Annotated in this window: 15 protein-coding genes and 1 pseudogene; 1 reads left to right on the forward strand and 15 read right to left on the reverse strand. The window is 49.8% G+C overall.

Going from position 1 to position 16,976, the window contains the following annotated elements:
* Positions 1-34: 34 nt before the first annotated feature.
* The 9 genes from pnpS to citZ all read right to left on the reverse strand — a co-directional run bounded on the left by pnpS (position 35) and on the right by citZ (position 10,033).
* Complete coding sequence (gene pnpS, locus D889_RS0103360; RefSeq protein ID WP_010630413.1) at positions 35-1,750, reverse strand: two-component system histidine kinase PnpS; 1,716 nt, start codon at positions 1,748-1,750, stop codon at positions 35-37.
* On the reverse strand, positions 1,731-2,426 hold the full coding sequence (locus tag D889_RS0103365; RefSeq protein ID WP_010630414.1) for a response regulator transcription factor: 696 nt from the start codon (positions 2,424-2,426) through the stop codon (positions 1,731-1,733). The genes pnpS and D889_RS0103365 overlap by 20 nt, the downstream gene beginning before the upstream one ends.
* A 133-nt stretch (positions 2,427-2,559) precedes the next feature.
* A complete protein-coding gene (pstB, locus tag D889_RS0103370; RefSeq protein ID WP_238537523.1) occupies positions 2,560-3,336 on the reverse strand; it encodes a phosphate ABC transporter ATP-binding protein PstB in 777 nt (258 codons plus the stop codon).
* Between the two features lie 50 nt (positions 3,337-3,386).
* A complete protein-coding gene (gene pstA, locus D889_RS0103375; protein ID WP_010630416.1) occupies positions 3,387-4,274 on the reverse strand; it encodes a phosphate ABC transporter permease PstA in 888 nt (295 codons plus the stop codon).
* A complete protein-coding gene (pstC, locus tag D889_RS0103380) occupies positions 4,274-5,236 on the reverse strand; it encodes a phosphate ABC transporter permease subunit PstC (RefSeq protein ID WP_010630417.1) in 963 nt (320 codons plus the stop codon). Before pstC ends, pstA begins: the two co-directional genes overlap by 1 nt.
* Positions 5,237-5,333: 97 nt before the next feature.
* Complete coding sequence (locus tag D889_RS0103385; RefSeq protein ID WP_010630418.1) at positions 5,334-6,254, reverse strand: phosphate ABC transporter substrate-binding protein; 921 nt, start codon at positions 6,252-6,254, stop codon at positions 5,334-5,336.
* A gap of 210 nt (positions 6,255-6,464) precedes the next feature.
* Complete coding sequence (mdh, locus tag D889_RS0103395; RefSeq protein WP_010630419.1) at positions 6,465-7,400, reverse strand: malate dehydrogenase; 936 nt, start codon at positions 7,398-7,400, stop codon at positions 6,465-6,467.
* Positions 7,401-7,566: 166 nt separating this feature from the next.
* On the reverse strand, positions 7,567-8,835 hold the full coding sequence (gene icd / locus D889_RS0103400) for an NADP-dependent isocitrate dehydrogenase (RefSeq protein WP_010630420.1): 1,269 nt from the start codon (positions 8,833-8,835) through the stop codon (positions 7,567-7,569).
* Between the two features lie 82 nt (positions 8,836-8,917).
* Positions 8,918-10,033 carry a citrate synthase gene (gene citZ / locus D889_RS0103405; protein WP_010630421.1) on the reverse strand — a complete coding sequence of 372 codons (1,116 nt, stop codon included), beginning with the start codon at positions 10,031-10,033 and terminating at the stop codon, positions 8,918-8,920.
* Between the two features lie 302 nt (positions 10,034-10,335).
* On the opposite strand from citZ, the gene ytvI reads away from it, so the two are divergent.
* On the forward strand, positions 10,336-11,478 hold the full coding sequence (gene ytvI, locus D889_RS0103410; RefSeq protein WP_010630422.1) for a sporulation integral membrane protein YtvI: 1,143 nt from the start codon (positions 10,336-10,338) through the stop codon (positions 11,476-11,478).
* 3 nt (positions 11,479-11,481) lie between these two features.
* Here ytvI and D889_RS0103415 read toward each other — a convergent pair whose 3' ends face one another.
* The 6 genes and pseudogenes from D889_RS0103415 to accD form a co-directional block, all read right to left on the reverse strand.
* On the reverse strand, positions 11,482-11,931 hold the full coding sequence (locus D889_RS0103415) for an FxsA family protein (RefSeq protein ID WP_010630423.1): 450 nt from the start codon (positions 11,929-11,931) through the stop codon (positions 11,482-11,484).
* The gene (locus tag D889_RS0103420; RefSeq protein WP_010630424.1) at positions 11,928-12,350 is read right to left on the reverse strand and encodes an acyl-CoA thioesterase; all 423 of its coding nucleotides are present in this window, start codon (positions 12,348-12,350) and stop codon (positions 11,928-11,930) included. The genes D889_RS0103415 and D889_RS0103420 overlap by 4 nt, the downstream gene beginning before the upstream one ends.
* A gap of 128 nt (positions 12,351-12,478) precedes the next feature.
* Positions 12,479-13,915 (reverse strand): annotated as a pseudogene (gene pyk, locus D889_RS0103425) (pyruvate kinase); the annotation flags it as partial.
* A gap of 103 nt (positions 13,916-14,018) precedes the next feature.
* Positions 14,019-14,981, reverse strand: coding sequence for a 6-phosphofructokinase (gene pfkA, locus D889_RS0103430; RefSeq protein ID WP_010630426.1), 963 nt, complete (start codon positions 14,979-14,981; stop codon positions 14,019-14,021).
* 57 nt (positions 14,982-15,038) lie between these two features.
* A complete protein-coding gene (locus D889_RS0103435; protein WP_010630427.1) occupies positions 15,039-16,013 on the reverse strand; it encodes an acetyl-CoA carboxylase carboxyltransferase subunit alpha in 975 nt (324 codons plus the stop codon).
* Positions 15,991-16,869, reverse strand: coding sequence for an acetyl-CoA carboxylase, carboxyltransferase subunit beta (gene accD, locus D889_RS0103440; RefSeq protein ID WP_010630428.1), 879 nt, complete (start codon positions 16,867-16,869; stop codon positions 15,991-15,993). Before accD ends, D889_RS0103435 begins: the two co-directional genes overlap by 23 nt.
* Positions 16,870-16,976 lie beyond the last annotated feature (107 nt).

Below are 16,976 nucleotides of genomic sequence, written 5' to 3' on the forward strand. Positions count from 1 at the left end.
GCTTATTCTTATATTTTAAGGCATGACCGGCAAATTATCCATTCGGCGGCGACGTTCTCCGGAAAGATATGACAAAAGTTGTCCCTTTTCCCGGTTCACTCTGTACCTCAATATGTCCCTTATGCGCTTCAACCAGATGCTTAACAATAGCCAGGCCCAGACCCGTACCGCCTGAATCCCGGCTTCTGGCCTTATCCACACGGTAAAAGCGTTCGAATATCCTCGGAATCTGTTCTTTTTCAATACCCATACCATTATCCGTTATCGTAAAGGCGGACGTTTTCTCCTTTTCACTGATGGAAAGACGAACCGTTCCGCCTTCCGGAGTGTAGGCAATCGCATTAGAAATCAGATTAATCATGATCTGACGGATTCGGAACGGGTCGCCGAGCGCCCAGCCTTCATCCCCTGGAACGCGGATCAGACGGATTTTCTTCGCATCTGCCTTTTCCCTGAAGATCAGCAGGGCAGCATCCATAATCTTTGTCAGCGACACGGTCTGCCAGTCAATCGAGAAATGTTCGCGTTCAATCTTCGAGAGATCGAGCAGATCCCGGACGAGGTCCTGAAGGCGTCTTGCTTCATGAAGCATGATATTCAGAAACTGTTCTTCAAGTTGTTTATCGTCTTTCGCTCCGTCGAGCAGTGTCTCTGTGAAACCGATCAGGGAAGTGATCGGTGTCTTCAGTTCATGAGAGACATTGGCAACAAAATCGCGGCGGATATTTTCAAGCTTCTTGAGACTGGTAATATCATGAAATACCGCGACGATACCGCGTACTTTCTGCCGTCTATCAAGAATCGGCGCACAGGACACATCAAAATGTTTCCGCTCAATATCGACCGGAAGCTGCACCTGACGAATCGCTCTCTTCTTACTTTGATAGACACCGGCAATCATCTCATTAATTTCAGGATAAGGGATCACTTCCTGATACTCCGCGAAATCCCAGTGCGCGGCCTCTGTTTTGAAATCGTCCTTGAACGTCCGGTTGACATAGTCGATCCGGCCGTTGCCATCAATGAAAATCAGGCCGTTTCCAATATTCTCAATCAGTGTTTCCATGCTGTCGCGCTGCTCTGTATAGGACCGGTTGATTTCATGAAGAGATTCGGAGAGCCGGTTCATAGCCAGATTAAGCCGCAGGACACTGTCATGCCGCTCACTGTTTGAAGCGATCATGGTGTACTTACCGTCAAGCATATTCTCTGCCATATTTGCAGCAAAACGTACCGGTGCTTTATAAGAGTGGACAAGAAAATCCCGGTAAAACAGCAGAGCGATCCCTGATAAAAAGATAAGCCAATAGAACAGTCCCAGCCCAACAATGACGGTTCTGGGACTCCGCAGTTCCAGATAACCGATTGTCTGATGGTCTGCCCTGATCGGCGTCATCAAGTAAGCGAACTGACCACTGAGCCTGAACGGTTTCGAGTCTGCAGAAAGCTTAGGGTTCAGCATTGAATCCGATGTATAAACCGGCTGCCCTGCCGCATTATAGACAGAGATCCGCACCTTTTTCTGATGTCCATAATTTGTGAGTCCGGGTCCGACAGCCGAAAGGTGGATTTTCCCCTGACGAACAATAAGGGTACTGATCCACTCCGAACGCTCGTCAAGAAGCTGGCGGTCCTGTTCGGCACAGGCGATCAGGATCACCTGATGGACTACATAGATTAAGAACAGCAAACAGGCGATGACATATGACCAGCGAATCCACTGCCTTGTCTCAAACCTTTGGCTCTTCAAATTTATAACCCAACCCTCGCACTGTCTTGATATAGAGTGGTTTTCGTGTAACCTTCTCTATTTTTTCGCGCAGATGGCTGACGTGCACATCCACGATCCGGGTATCTCCGGCAAAATCATAATTCCAGACGGCGTTAAGCAATTGTTCACGCGTCAGAACAATGCCCTTATGTTTCAGCATATAAACAAGCAGTTCAAATTCCTTGGGTGTCAGCAGTAATTCCTCATCTTTGAACTGCGCTTCAAACTTATTCGGATAAACCTTCAGATCACCGGCTGTCAGTACTTCACCCTGAGGCTGGCGGCCAAGATCGGCCCGGCGAAAGATGGCTTTGACCCTTGCAACTACTTCGCGGGGACTGAACGGTTTCGTCATATAATCGTCGGCACCCAGTTCCAGGCCAAGCACCTTATCCAGTTCGTCATCTCTGGCCGTAAGCATAATAATTGGAATATAGATAAATTCCTGACGCAGTTGTTTGCAGACATCCATCCCGTCCATCTCCGGGAGCATCAGATCGAGAATGATCAGATCCGGATGCTTCTCTTTGACAAGCGGCAGAACTTCCGTCCCTTTACCTGCGGTGATGGTTTCATAACCTGCTTTTTTCAGATTAAATGCAAGCAGCGTCACAATTGACGGTTCATCGTCAACAACCAGTATTAACTTCGCCATGTCTGATCGCTCCCTCTCTGTTCTCACTCTTATCATACCTTTTTTTAAAATCGGATACATCCGCCGGTTGACCGGATATCATGAGTGAGGACCAGCGACTTCAGGGGATCGCAGCAGGGCACATCACAGCAGATCAGCCGAAACGTCCCGAAATATAATCGGCCGTAGCCTTTTTCACCGGGTGCGTGAACAGGTCTTTAGTATGGCCGAATTCCACAAGCTCGCCTTGATAGAAGAAAGCTGTATAGTCAGCAATACGTGCGGCCTGCTGCATATTATGTGTGACGATAACAATCGTATATTTTTTCTTAAGTTCAAGCAGCTGCTCTTCAATTTTTGATGTTGAGACCGGATCCAGTGCAGAAGTCGGTTCATCCAGAAGCAGGACACTCGGCTTCAGGGCCAGTGCTCTGGCAATGCAGAGACGCTGCTGCTGGCCACCGGACAATCCGGTTGCCGAGTGATCCAGACGGTCTTTCACTTCGTCCCACAAGGCCACCTGTTTCAGACTGTCCTCTGTCGTCTCGTTCAGCAATCTCTTATTGTGAACGCCGGCAAATTTCAGCGGCAGCTGAATATTTTCACTGATTGATTTGGGAAACGGGTTAGGCTGCTGAAAGACCATACCGATTTCTTTGCGCAGCTGTACCACATCGATCTTTTTATTTAAAATATTATAGTCCCTATAGTTGATTTCTCCTTCACACCTGGCCGAAGGAATCAGATCATTCATCCGGTTAATCGAGCGGATGAATGTCGACTTGCCGCATCCGGAAGGCCCGATCAGCGCCGTAATTGAATTCCGGTGAATCGGCATATTGACATCCTTGACGGCGTGATTCGACCCATAATAAATATTCACATGATTTACTTGTATTTGGATTGGCGTTTCATCTGTTTGCCCGTTCATAAAATTTTCCATTTTTGTATTCAGCTGAATCATCATTCAACTCGACCCCCTCAGGATTTTCCTGACAATTTCCGATTGATTGCTTTCCCTAATCCCCGTGCCAGCAGGTTAAACAGCAGGACACAGATAACCAGAACTGCGGCTGAGCCATTGGCCACTGTCTGAATATCCGGTATGATCCCTGAAGTATTTACCGCCCAGATGTGAACGGATAACGTTTCAGCCGATCTGAAAATATTCAGCGGCGAATTGGGTGCTGCCGGATTCCAGTTTGTAAAATCAAGGTTCGGTGTGGAAAGTCCGGCGGTGAAAAGAAGTGCCGCTGATTCACCGAAGACTCTGCCGGCTGAAAGGATAACCCCCGTAAGAATGCTTGGGAATGCCGCAGGTAAGAGAATGGTTTTAATTGTGTGCCAATGTGTCAGGCCAAGCGCCAGCCCGCCTTCTTTCTGGTGCAGCGACAAGGCGCTGAATCCATCTTCGGTGACGCGGACGATAACCGGCAGATTAAACACGGTCAGTGCCAGGGCACCTGAGAGAACAGAGTAATGAAATCCGAAATAGTTAACAAAAATCAGCATCCCGAACATGCCGACAACAATGGACGGAAGTGAAGCCAATACTTCGACACAAGAGCGAATGAACGAAGTCAGTTTGCCCGGTTTTGCATATTCGGCAAGATAGATGCCTCCGCTGACGCCGATCGGAATCGTGATCAGCATCGTAATCAGCAGAACATAGAATGAATTCCAGAGCTGGTCCTTAATGCCCCCGCCGGCCAGAAAGGGATTGGATTCGGAAGTCAGAAAGTGCCAGGATATACTGCCAAGCCCCTGGTATAAAATATAGCCAAGCAATGCCGCAAGTGTCCCGGCCATGATGACCGCACAGAGAACGATCAGAGACAGGGCTACCCGGTTGGTTATCTTACTGTTCATCAGACCACCCTCTTTCGTGACAGATAACGGATGATCAGGATAAAGATATAGGAAATTGCCAGAAGGATCAGCCCAAGCGACCAGAGGGCATCATTCAGCACGCTTCCGGTTGTGGTGTTTCCCATACTGAGCGTAATGATGGTTGTCAGCGTTGCCGACGGATCAAAAATCGAATGCGGCAGATTGCGTGCATTGCCAATCACCATCTGGACCGCCAGCGCCTCTCCGAAAGCCCGGGACATGCCAAGTACAATAGCGGTCATCAGACTCGATCCGGCTGCGGGAATCACGACTTTCCAGATCGTCTGCCACTTGGTTCCACCGATCGCGTAGGATGCTTCCCGGAGTTTGTCCGGGACAGCTCGGATACTGTCGGCGGCAATACTCGCCACAGTCGGCAGGATCATAATGCCGACCACAAGTGCGCCGGCCAGTAAATTGAAACCTGAGCCGCCGAAATGCGCGCGCATAAGCGGAACGAAAACCGACAAACCGATCAGCCCGTAAACAACTGAAGGGATCCCCACAAGGATCTCGATAACCGGCTGCATGATTCTCTGACCCCATTTGTTCGCCAGCTCAGCCATGAAAATTGCTGTGCCGATGGCGATCGGAGTAGCCAGCAGGGCGGCAAGAAGCGTTACGGCCACGGAACCGAAAATGAATGGAAACGCGCCAAACTGAGGGTTACTCGCGCGATCCGGATACCATTCAGTCCCAGTGAGAAAATTCCATATGTTCAAATGATCAATGACGAAAGAACGGAGCCCCTGAAGGGTCAGAAACAATGTGATGGCCACTACCGCAATAATCATCAAAAAGGCACTGCTGTAGATGATCGCTTTTCCTCTGCTCTCACTGTAGCGGTCCGTAAATCGTTTAATGATCCCTTTTTCTCTAAGTAACGACGGCCCGGCCGGAACATTAGCCGCCGAATCAGCCATTGCTTTTCTGGTATTCATCATCACACCCCATTTATCTGACAGTCTGTATACGGCGGTAAGCGGGATTAAGTGACTCATCCCGCTTCGCCGTATTGACTGATTTTAGCCGTATGAATTATTTATTCGTCGTTTTGCCGGATGCGTCACGCTGAACCGTCATCTTCGATTCTGAGAAGTAGCCCTGAGCCGGTACGTCTTTACTCTGAACCGCATCGCTCATCACGAAGTCGATAAACGCTTTGGTCAGACCGGTCGGTGCGCCTTTCGTATACATGTGTTCATATGCCCAGACAGGGAACTTTCCGGATGCAACATTTTCATAAGTTGCATCGACACCGTCGATGGACAGCTTAACCACTGAATGATCGTTTGCTGTGAAGTAGGAAAGTGCCATGTAGCCGATCGCCCCCGGCGTCTGAGCAACAATTTTCTTAACGGTGTTCGTTGAATCCTGAGTGATTCCTTCTGCCGGAGTCTGTTTGTCCAGTGCGAACTGGTCAAAGGTTGCCCGTGTTCCTGAACCATCCGGACGGTTAACGAGCGTGATCTTAACATTCTTTCCGCCCACCTGCTTCCAGTTCCTGACTTTGCCTGTGAACACTTTGATCAGGTCTGCTTTGGACAGGTTCTTGACGCCCGCTTTCGGGTTGACTGCCGCGGTCATGCCGACAACAGCAACCTTATTGTCTGTCAGAGCTTTTGCATCGATATTCTTACCGTTCTCAGCAAAGATATCGGACATGCCGATATTAAAGTTCCCTGCAGAAACTTCGCTCAGGCCTGTGCCGCTGCCCCCGCCCTGGACGTCAATCTGCACGCCCGGATTCTTGTCCATAAACTCTTTTGCCGCCTGTGCCGCCAGAGGCTGGAGCGCTGTCGAACCGCCGATAGTCAGTTTGCCGGAAAGTGCTTTGGAACTTGACGCCGAACTGCTTGAAGAGCTGCTTCCTGCCGTGCTGCTTCCACATGCACCCAATACCAGGATGAATGACAGTGCGAGAAGCATTCCAAGTGTGAGCAAACTTTTCTTTTTCATGAGAACTTTTTTCCCCCTCAGTTTTAACGTACCCTCATTGCATAATTAATAATAATCTTGCTCTTTTAAAGGCATATAAACCTAATGTAAATAAATTGTAAAGACGCTTTTTGTCGGTTCATACAGACGATATACACCCTGGCGCATCAAAAAAGCGGCAATTCGCATGTTCTGCGAATCGCCGCTTTTTGTGTGCCGCTGCACGTTCATTCAGATGTTACCCAGCACCGCCTTGACGGATGCCACTGAACGATCCAGTGCCGACTTTTCTTCCTTGGTCAGGCTCAGTTCAACAATTTTTTCAATCCCGTTGCGTCCAAGGACAACCGGAACGCCCAGATAAATGTCGTTGTAACCATATTCACCGTCGAGATAGGCAATAGCCGGGAGAACACGGCGTTTATCTTTCAGGATCGCTTCCGCCATTTGAAAGAGTGCCGCCGCAGGAGCATAATAAGCGCTTCCATTTCCGAGCAGGGAAACAATTTCTCCGCCGCCCTTGCGCGTCCTTTCAATAATCGCATCAATCCGCTCGCGGGAGATCAGCCTGTCGATCGGAATACCGCCCGCATAGGAATATTGAATCAGCGGAACCATGGAGTCGCCATGGCCGCCCAGAACAAAACCGCTGACGTCGGCCACCGACAGATTCAGCTCATCGGCAATAAAGGTGCGGAACCTCGCCGTATCGAGCACGCCCGACTGCCCGATGACTCTGTTCTTCGGGAATCCTGATTCCTTATATACTGTGTAAGTCATCGCATCGACCGGATTGCTGAGCACGATGATCGTCGTATCGGGTGAATAGCGAACCACATTTTTTGTGACTTCCTTCATGATCCCGACATTAATCGACACAAGGTCGTCACGGCTCATTCCCGGTTTTCTGGCAATACCTGCAGTAATAATCACCAGATCCGAATCTGCTGTTTCGCTGTAATCTGAAGTGCCGGTGATTTTGGAATCGAAGCCGAGAATCGGGGAGGACTCACGCATATCCAGTGCTTTTCCCCGAGTCGGGCTTTCCATCCCGGGTATATCCACAAGCACGACATCCGCCAGCTCCTTCTGGGCTATAAGGTAAGCAGTTGTAGCACCCGTGAATCCCGCACCAACGACAGTGACTTTTCTGTGACGAACAGACATGATGATTCCTCCTTGATTTCTGGCACAGGCATTCCAAGACGCAAAATGTATGCGCTATCATTTTTTTGAAAAAGTCTGGAGGCAGTGCCTCTCACGCCGGATACTGTCTCCATGGCTTTATCCTGTCTCTATTATAGTGCATGATTCGGAATGGCGGCAACTTCAGTTACAAATTTGCAATAACCGCATCCGCAAATTCCGAACATTTTACTTCATGCGCATTCTCCATCAGGCGGGCGAAATCGTAGGTCACCGTTTTGCTCGAGATGGTCTTCTCAATCGCCTGAATGATCAATTTGGCCGGTTCATACCATTTCAGATGTTCAAACATCAGGACACCGGAAAGAATGACCGAGGAAGGATTGACTTTGTCCAGCCCGGTATATTTCGGTGCTGTGCCGTGTGTTGCTTCAAAAATAGCGATGCCGGTCTCATAGTTGATATTCGCACCCGGTGCGATGCCGATCCCTCCGACCTGAGCCGCAAGGGCGTCGGAGATATAATCCCCATCGAGATTCATCGTTGCCACGACATCATGATCTGCAGGACGGGTGAGAATCTGCTGCAGAAAATTATCGGCGATGGCATCCTTAACGATGATCTTCCCCTCGGACTGCGCCTGCTTCTGAGCTTCAGCGGCGGCCGCTTTGCCGCGCTTCGCCGCAATGGCATCAAACTGGCGCCAGGTGAACGTTTGCTCCGGAAATTCCTTTTCAGCGACATCATAACCCCAGTTTTTAAATGCGCCTTCTGTGAATTTCATGATGTTGCCCTTGTGAACCAGCGTAACACTCTTACGGTGCTCACTGATGGCATAACGGATCGCTGCCCGGACCAGTCGGCTCGTGCCTTCTTTGGAAACCGGTTTGATGCCGATACCTGAAGTTTCAGGGAAACGGATCTTGTGTACACCCATTTCATCCTGCAGGAACCGGATCACCTTTTTCACTTCAGGCGTACCAGACTCGAATTCAATCCCGGCATAGATATCTTCCGTATTTTCACGGAAAATGACCATATCGACAAGTTCCGGATGCTTGACCGGCGAAGGCACGCCGTCAAAGTAGCGGACCGGGCGCAGACAGGTAAAAAGATCAAGCTGCTGCCGAAGTGCCACATTCAAGGAACGGATCCCGCCGCCGACCGGTGTCGTCAGCGGTCCCTTGATCGCAATCACATATTGCCGGATCGCATCAAGTGTCGCCTGTGGGAGCCACTCCCCTGTCCGGTCGAATGCTTTCTGTCCGGCAAGGACTTCCTTCCAGACGATTTCTTTCTTCCCACCGTATGCTTTCTCCACAGCAGCATCAAACACCCGCGACGCTGCCCGCCAGATGTCCGGCCCGATTCCGTCGCCTTCAATAAACGGAATCACCGGACGGTCCGGTACGTTTAATACACCATCATTGACTGTAATCGGTTCACCCTGTGTCACTTCATTGCCTCCCTGCATCAATCTGATTAACAAAAGTTACTAAATCCATTATATCAGTTCCATAAACCGCAACGTGTGCGATTCACCGCTCATTCAACGGAAGAAATGCCCGCTGTGACGGCCCGTTATACTCCGCTCTCGGACGGATGAGCCGGTTATCACTGTACTGTTCCAGAATGTGCGCTGCCCAGCCGGATATTCTGCTCACCGCAAATACCGGTGTGAATAAATCTTTTTCAATGCCCAGCGTGTGGTATAGCGTTGCCGAATAGAAATCCGTATTCGGCAGCAGGTGCTTGCGTTCTTTCATCAGTTCTTCAATCCGCTCAGACATCTCAAAATAGTGTTCATCTCCGCTCAGCCGGCAGAGCTGAGCAACCATTTTTTTAATGATGCGTGCACGCGGATCGCCGTTTTTATACACTCTGTGTCCAAAACCCATGATCTTCTTCTTCTCGTCAAGCGCATTTTCAATATAATCGTCAACCCGATCGATCGATCCGATCTCCTCAAGCATTTTCATGACCTGTTCATTGGCACCGCCGTGAAGCGGTCCCTTCAGAGCGCCGATCGCCGAAGTGATCCCGGAATAAATGTCTGAGAGCGTCGCCACACAGACCCGTGCCGTGAATGTCGAAGCATTCAGTTCATGATCGGCGTGGAGGATAAGCGCGGTATCAAAGTCTCGTGCTTCAACTTCGGTCGGTACACGCCCTTTGAGCATATATAAAAAATTGGCCGCAAGACTGAGATCTTTTCTTGGTGCGATCGGTTCCTGACCCTTCCGTATCCGAGCAAATCCCGCGACCAGCGTCGGTGCCTTTGCCTGGATCCGAATCGCTTTTTCTTTGTTCGACAGCAAATCCATCCGGTCGGCATCTGAATCAAGCACCCCAAGAGTTGAAATTGCTGTGCGCAGTACGGCCATGGGATGAACGCTTTGCAAAGGAAAAGCCTTCATTGATTCAAAAAGTTGATCGGGAACATCGGCATTGTCGGCCAGTCGCTTTTTGAAATCTTCCAGCTGGTCTTCCGTCGGCAAATCACCATTCCAAAGCAGATAGATGACTTCTTCAAAATTTGAATGCTCTGCCAGATCCTGTATGCTGTATCCACGGTAAGTCAGTACGTCCTGATGAATCGAACTGATTGCTGAAGTCGTTGCGACAACACCTTCGAGACCCTTAGTCGTTGTCAATGGAACCCCTCCCTGTTTGAATCCTGAATAATACGAATGCTAGTTTGTAAGCGCTTAATTATTTCTGACCCAAAAAAGCCGACCTTTTAAATTGATTATATCGGTTTGTAACAATATTGTGAACAGAAATGCTCTGCCGGGGACGGCCGGCCTGAAGATTGGGACATACTCCCATGTTTTCTGCATAGCTATTGAGAAGGACTTTTTAAGCGTTGCCTGCCGTTCTGCATGCCGATCCTGCCAAATGAAAGAAGCCGCATTCAACGGACACAAAGCATTAAGAAAAAGGATGGATTCGTGCGATGAATTCAGCGGAGAAACGCTCCTTAACGAAACAAATACGGATATTTTTAAGGGCACTCTGCGTGATCTGTGCCGCTCTGCTGTTCGTCCTCGCTGTTTATTTTGCGGTTCGTCTTGCACTCCCGCTCCTGCTTGCCTGCATCCTGTCGGCATTCTTAAATCCGGTGATCTCCAGGATTGTCGAACGGACCGGGCTGTCCCGCGGGCTGGCAACGTTTGTGATCCTGTTCTTACTCTTCTCGCTGACATTGAGCGCCCTTGTGCTGCTTGCGATGACACTGGTCAACGGCCTGTCTTCATTCAGCCGCACCATCCCCGGAAATTTCTCAACACTGGCGGGCGATCTGCAAAGCCTCTTCTTTTCACGGCTGCTTCCCTCCTGGGAGAACGCCATTCGTCTCTATTCCGGCCTGAGTCCGGACCACCAGCATCTGATTCAGCTGAATATTGAGAAAATGGCCGGAACACTGATCCAATTTCTCAATGATCTGGGCACCCGGCTGCTCCGCAGTCTGACACAATTTATCTCATCCCTGCCACAGACACTCATTTCTGTTCTGTTTATCTTTCTTGCCGCTTTTTTTCTTTCAAAAGATTTGGAAGTAATCCGTACCCGTCTGAACCGGATCCCTTTCCTTAAGTCGTGTATCGACTCCATACAAAAAATATGGCAGGATTTGAAAAATACATGTGCCGGTTTTCTGCGTGCCCAGCTGCTGCTTGTCATGATGACCGTGGGACTGATCTATCTCGGACTCCTGATCCTCAGAGTCGATCATGCGTTCACGATTGCTTTTATCACTGGGTTCTTTGATCTGATCCCCTACCTGGGCACCGGTGCTGTTTTCATCCCATGGATGCTCTACATGTTCCTGATCAGCCGCTTTTCATTTGCCGTCTGTCTGGCAGCCCTTTATCTGGCGGTTATTATTCAGCGCCAGCTGGCAGAGCCTAAAATGCTTGCCTCCGGTACAGGGCTTGATCCGCTCGCCCTCCTGGTCGTCATTTATTTCGGATTCCGGTGGTTTGGATTTACCGGCATGCTGGTCGGCCCCGTCCTGCTCATTCTCTTCCGCGCTGTCTATCGGACCGGGTCATGGCACCGCGTATGGCAGTACATCCTGAATGGAAAGACACATTAAAGTTCACCGCCTGAAATCGTCGAAATACCAGATCCCCCCCTTGAATTGATTCCGCAGCCAGCCGTTCAGCCGCCGCAGAAGTCCCCGGCGCACAGCCGGAACCAGAAGCAGCAAACCTGCGGCATCACTGATGAACCCCGGAATGGCAATCAGGATACCGCCGATGATCCGGACAAAACCATCCAGCAGAGGCAGCCCGGGCAGCCGATGCTCGCTCAGTTCCCTCCAGATGGCTTTGAATAGGGACACGCCTTGCTTCATCACCAGCCACAGACCAATGACGGCACAGACAGCCAGCAATAAGATGGTGTTCAGCGCACCGAACCGGCGACCGACCCAGATCAGCAGACTGATTTCCGCAATCAGATAAACAAGCAGGATCAGCGGAATGTATTTGAATCTGATCCGGATTCCGGAGGGCCTGATTCTGCGGATCTTATGAATCCGGCTCATCGGCATTCCTTTTCCTGGCTGAGCAGCCGGTTCAACTCCGGATCCTTTTTTCGCAGTGAAACCGGACGCATCCGGTCATCGGTCCAGCAATGTTCACTGTAGCCATCAACCAGTAATTGGCCGTCCTCCTCACGAATAATCCGATAATTAAAGCTTAATTTAATGGTGTCGTAATCTTTCATCGACGTTTCCACAATGACTGCGTCGTCAAATCGTGCAGAAGCATGGTAGCGTACACGGATACCGATCACCGGAAGCATCAGCCCCCTTTCCTCGATCTGCCTGAAACTCAGGCCGAATTGGCGGACCCAATCTGTTCGTGCCACCTCAAACCAGTTGACATACTGGCTGTGATGAACAATGCCCATTTTGTCCGTTTCATTGTATCTGGCAACGATTCTGGTTCGTGTCGTGGTCAACAAGAACACTCCTGTCTGTAATAAAATGACGCTGAATAAAAGTTAAGAGAAGGTACGGTGCTTGTACCCTCTCTTACCATAAATCATTGAATTTCTGATAAAAAACAGTGTTTCTTAATGAATCAGGCTTCTGACAGACTTTCACCGACGCGATGAACTCTGAGCACGTTGGTCTTGCCTTGTGCCGCTACAGGCAGGCCGGCCGTGATGACTACCAGATCATCGTCTTTGACAAGTCCTGTTTTCTCGCCGCTGTCTACAGCAATCTCGAACATTTCATCAGTTGTCTTTGCCTGTTCTGCCAGAACCGGTGTCACACCCCAGGCAAGACACATTTTATGTGCCACACGCTCTGAGTTTGTCACTGCAACGATCGGCGCTTTCGGACGATAATGAGAAACAACGCGAGCCGTATAGCCGCTGACCGTTGCCGAAATAATCGCGCTGACATCAAGACTGAGGGCCGTATGCGCCACAGCTTCGCCAATCGCTGCGGTCACGGACGGTTCACTCTTTTCACTCAGTCTGTTCAGGATTGCATGATAATCGAGAGCCGTTTCCGTCTTCTTGGCGATATGATCCATCGTCGTTACAGCTTCCACCGGATATTTACCGGAAGCCGTTTCACCGGACAGCATGATGGCGTCGGTGCCGTCAAAGATGGCGTTGGCCACGTCGCTGGCTTCTGCACGGGTGCAACGTGGATTGCGAATCATCGAATCCAGCATCTGAGTCGCCGTAATAACTGTCTTGCCGGCCTTGTTGCACATCTTGATCAGACGTTTCTGAACCAACGGAACATCTTCCGGAGGAATTTCCACGCCGAGGTCGCCACGGGCAACCATCAAACCGTCTGAAGCTTCGAGAATTTCATCGATATTGTCGACAGCTTCCTGGCTTTCGATCTTCGGGAAGATGTGAATATCGTTTGCGCCGTGTTCCTTGCAGAGCTTGCGAATCGCATGAACATCAGATGCGTGACGGACGAACGAGGCGGCAATGAAATCAATACCCTCACCGATACCGAAGACGATGTCATTGGCGTCTTTATCAGTCATGCCTGGAAGATTAATGCTGACATTAGGAACAATAATCCCTTTTTTGCTCTTCAGCACACCGGTATTCATAATCTTGTTATGAATCAGGCCTTTTTCCTTATCGATGCCGGTAACGACCAGTTCGACCAGTCCGTCATCAATCAGAATTCGTGAACCTACCTTGACGTCATTAATCAGATCCGCATAAGTAATTGAGAACTTTTCCGCCGTTCCGGCAACTTCCGTCGTTGAAATATCAACTGATTTGCCTTCTTCAAGCAGAACTTCCGGAGTCGCCATATCATGTGTGCGAATTTCCGGTCCTTTTGTATCCAGCAGAATACCGATCGTCTTCCCGGTAATCTTCATCGCTTTTCTCAGATTGATCACTTTCTGATGATGCTCTGCATGATCACCGTGTGAAAAGTTGAAGCGTGCCACATTCATTCCTGCATTAATCAGTTGAACGAGCTTTTCAACCGTATCACTTGCAGGGCCTAACGTGCAGACAATCTTGGTTTTTCTCATCTTAATACCCCCAGCTTTTATTTGGAAAAATGTCAGAGATTGTTCAATAGATCACAAGGAGAGGCAAACTAATAGAAAGCCGCCCATTCCTCCGAACGCTCTCTTATATAGATAATTCTTTAGCCAGCTGATAAAGATCTTCGTTGAACGGATGTTTTTTTGTCAGCAGGTCAAGAATATCATGAGCAACAATCTGGTTATTCTGAATGGCAATCATCTTGCCGGCCGTACCTTCAAGCAGCAATTCAACCGCTTTGCTGCCCATCCGGCTTGCAAGAACGCGGTCAAATGCCGTCGGCGAGCCGCCACGCTGAACATGACCGAGAACAGTGACACGTGTGTCTTCCATTTTGGTTCTCTGCTTGATTTGTTTGGCGACATCAAAAGCACTTCCTGCGCCTTCGGCAACAACGATAATGTTGTGCTTTTTGCCGCGTTCGATGCCATGATTCAGGCGCTTGACGATTGCATCGTAGTTCTGCTCTTTTTCCGGAACAATAATCGTTTCCGCACCGTCGGCCAGACCCGACCAGAGTGCCAGATCACCGCAGCCGCGGCCCATGACTTCAATGATGAACCGGCGTTCATGCGACGTCGCCGTATCACGGATTTTGTCAATCGCATCGATGATCGTGTTCAGTGCCGTATCGAAGCCAAGTGTAAAATCGGTTTCCGGGATATCGTTATCAATCGTTCCCGGAATGCCGATTGTCGGAAAACCAAGTTGCGTCAGCTTGACACCGCCCATGAAGGAACCGTCGCCGCCAATCACGACAAGTCCTTCGATGCCAAACTTCTTCAACTGCTTGATCGCCGTCGCGCGGCCTTCCTCAGTCTTGAATTCTTCGCAACGCGCCGTATACAAAATCGTACCACCACGCTGAACGATGTCACCGACATCGGAAACTCCGAGTTTCTTAATATTCCCGGTAATCAATCCCTTGTAACCGTGATAGATACCGTAAACCTCAACACCACGGTAAATGCCGGCGCGAACGACTGCACGGATCGCCGCGTTCATCCCCGGGGCATCACCGCCACTCGTCAGAACACCAATCTTTTTCAACAATGTCTTCACCTCATTTGCAATCGCTGCAGATTATGATAAATAAGTAAATCCGGATTAATCCTGAGTCTGATTCTCTATGGTGTCAAAATCGCCGATTTTCCGATACTTCAACCGGCGCTGCTGTTGCAGCTCCGCACTGTTCATCTTGTCGAGTTCTGTCAGGGCAGCGGACAATGCGGTGTCGATCAGCTCCGACTGTTTCTTCGGATCGTGGTGCGCACCACCTAAAACCTCCGGAATTAGTTTATCAATAATGCCAAGTTTTTTCAAATCCAGTCCGGTGATTTTCATCGTTTCAGCAGCCTTTTCAGCCTGGCCTGCATCTTTCCAGAGAAGTGCCGCCGCACCTTCCGGAGAAATCACCGAATACCAGGAATTTTCGAGCATCAGAATCTGGTTTCCGACACCAATCGCCAGGGCGCCGCCGCTGGCTCCTTCGCCGATCACCACGCTGATTACCGGCACGCCCAGGCCGGACATCTCATACAGATTCCGGGCAATGGCTTCACTCTGGCCGCGCTCTTCAGCCGCCTTTCCGGGAAAAGCGCCTTTTGTGTCAATAAACGTAATTATCGGCCGATGAAATTTATTCGCCTGTTTCATCATTCTCAGAGCCTTACGGTAGCCCTCCGGATGCGGCATACCGAAATTTCTCCGGATGTTTTCCTTCGTATCCCTGCCGCGCTGCTCTCCAATAATGGTTACCGGCCGGCCGTGAAATTTGGCAATGCCGGCGACAACCGCTGCGTCGTCTCCAAACAATCTGTCTCCGTGACATTCGAGAAAATCCTTAAAAAGCAGCGGAATATAGTCCAGCGTTGTCGGCCGGGTAAACTCTCTGGCAATCTGAACACGTTCCCATGGCGACAGCTTCCCGTAAGTCTCTTTTTCAAGGGCGACAAGACGCTCTTCCAGCTTGCCCACTTCACCGGACAGATCGATATCTTTCTCGTCCATAAACCGCTTCAGTTCGGCAATCTTGTCTTTAATTTCCCGGATCGGTTTCTCAAATTCCAGTTCCGGACCCACCTGCAGCACTCCCTTCCGCATGTATCGACAGGACATTTGCCAGCACGTGTTTCAGTTTGCTGCGCGGAATAACCTGATCAAGCTGGCCGTGTTCCAGCAGAAATTCAGCTGTCTGAAAATCTTTCGGCAGCTCTTCACCGATCGTCTGTTCGATAATCCGTCTGCCGGCAAAACCAATCAGAGCCCCGGGTTCGGCAAAATTATAGTCGCCCAGGGATGCAAAGCTGGCTGAAACACCGCCGGTTGTCGGATGCGTCATCACGGAGATATACAGGCCGCCGTGTTCGCCGAATACCTTCAACGCCGCACTTGTTTTCGCCATCTGCATCAGGCTGAGCATACCCTCCTGCATTCTTGCGCCGCCGGACGCCGAAAAAATAATCACGGGAATATGCTGCCGGTCGGCGTATTCAATCACACGTGTGATCTTCTCACCGACAACAGAACCCATGCTGCCCATCCGGAACCCTTTGTCCATAATGGCAACGGCGGCTGAGAATCCCTCGATTTTCCCCTTGCCGGTCAGCACGGCTTCATTCAAACCGGTTTTCTTCCTGTCCTTATCCAGCTTGTTCATGTAATTGGGAAACTGAAGCGGATTTTCCGAGATCATGTCTTTGTCAAATTCTTCAAAAGTGTCTTCGTCAAAAATCATCGCTGCCCGGTCAAAGGCTCCGAGCGGATAATGATAGCCACAGGACTGGCAGACATAAAGATGCTTTTTCAGTTCTTTGACATACATGATTTTCTTACATTTCGGACATTTCATCACAATGCCTTCCGGGACTTCCTGCCCGGATCGTTTCGAAGGCACCGTCGCATATTTTTTCTTTTTCATGAAAAAGTCCTTTATCAAAGTATATCACCCTCTATCCTGGTCAAGCCTTTGTTCCGATCGACTGCCCGACAGTTCATATATTCTTCATGAATTCTCCAACAAATCGTCGATCATCCGGTTTTCCG

It is taken from the genome of Sporolactobacillus vineae DSM 21990 = SL153, from assembly GCF_000377985.1.
GTDB classification, from domain to species: domain Bacteria; phylum Bacillota; class Bacilli; order Bacillales; family Sporolactobacillaceae; genus Sporolactobacillus; species Sporolactobacillus vineae.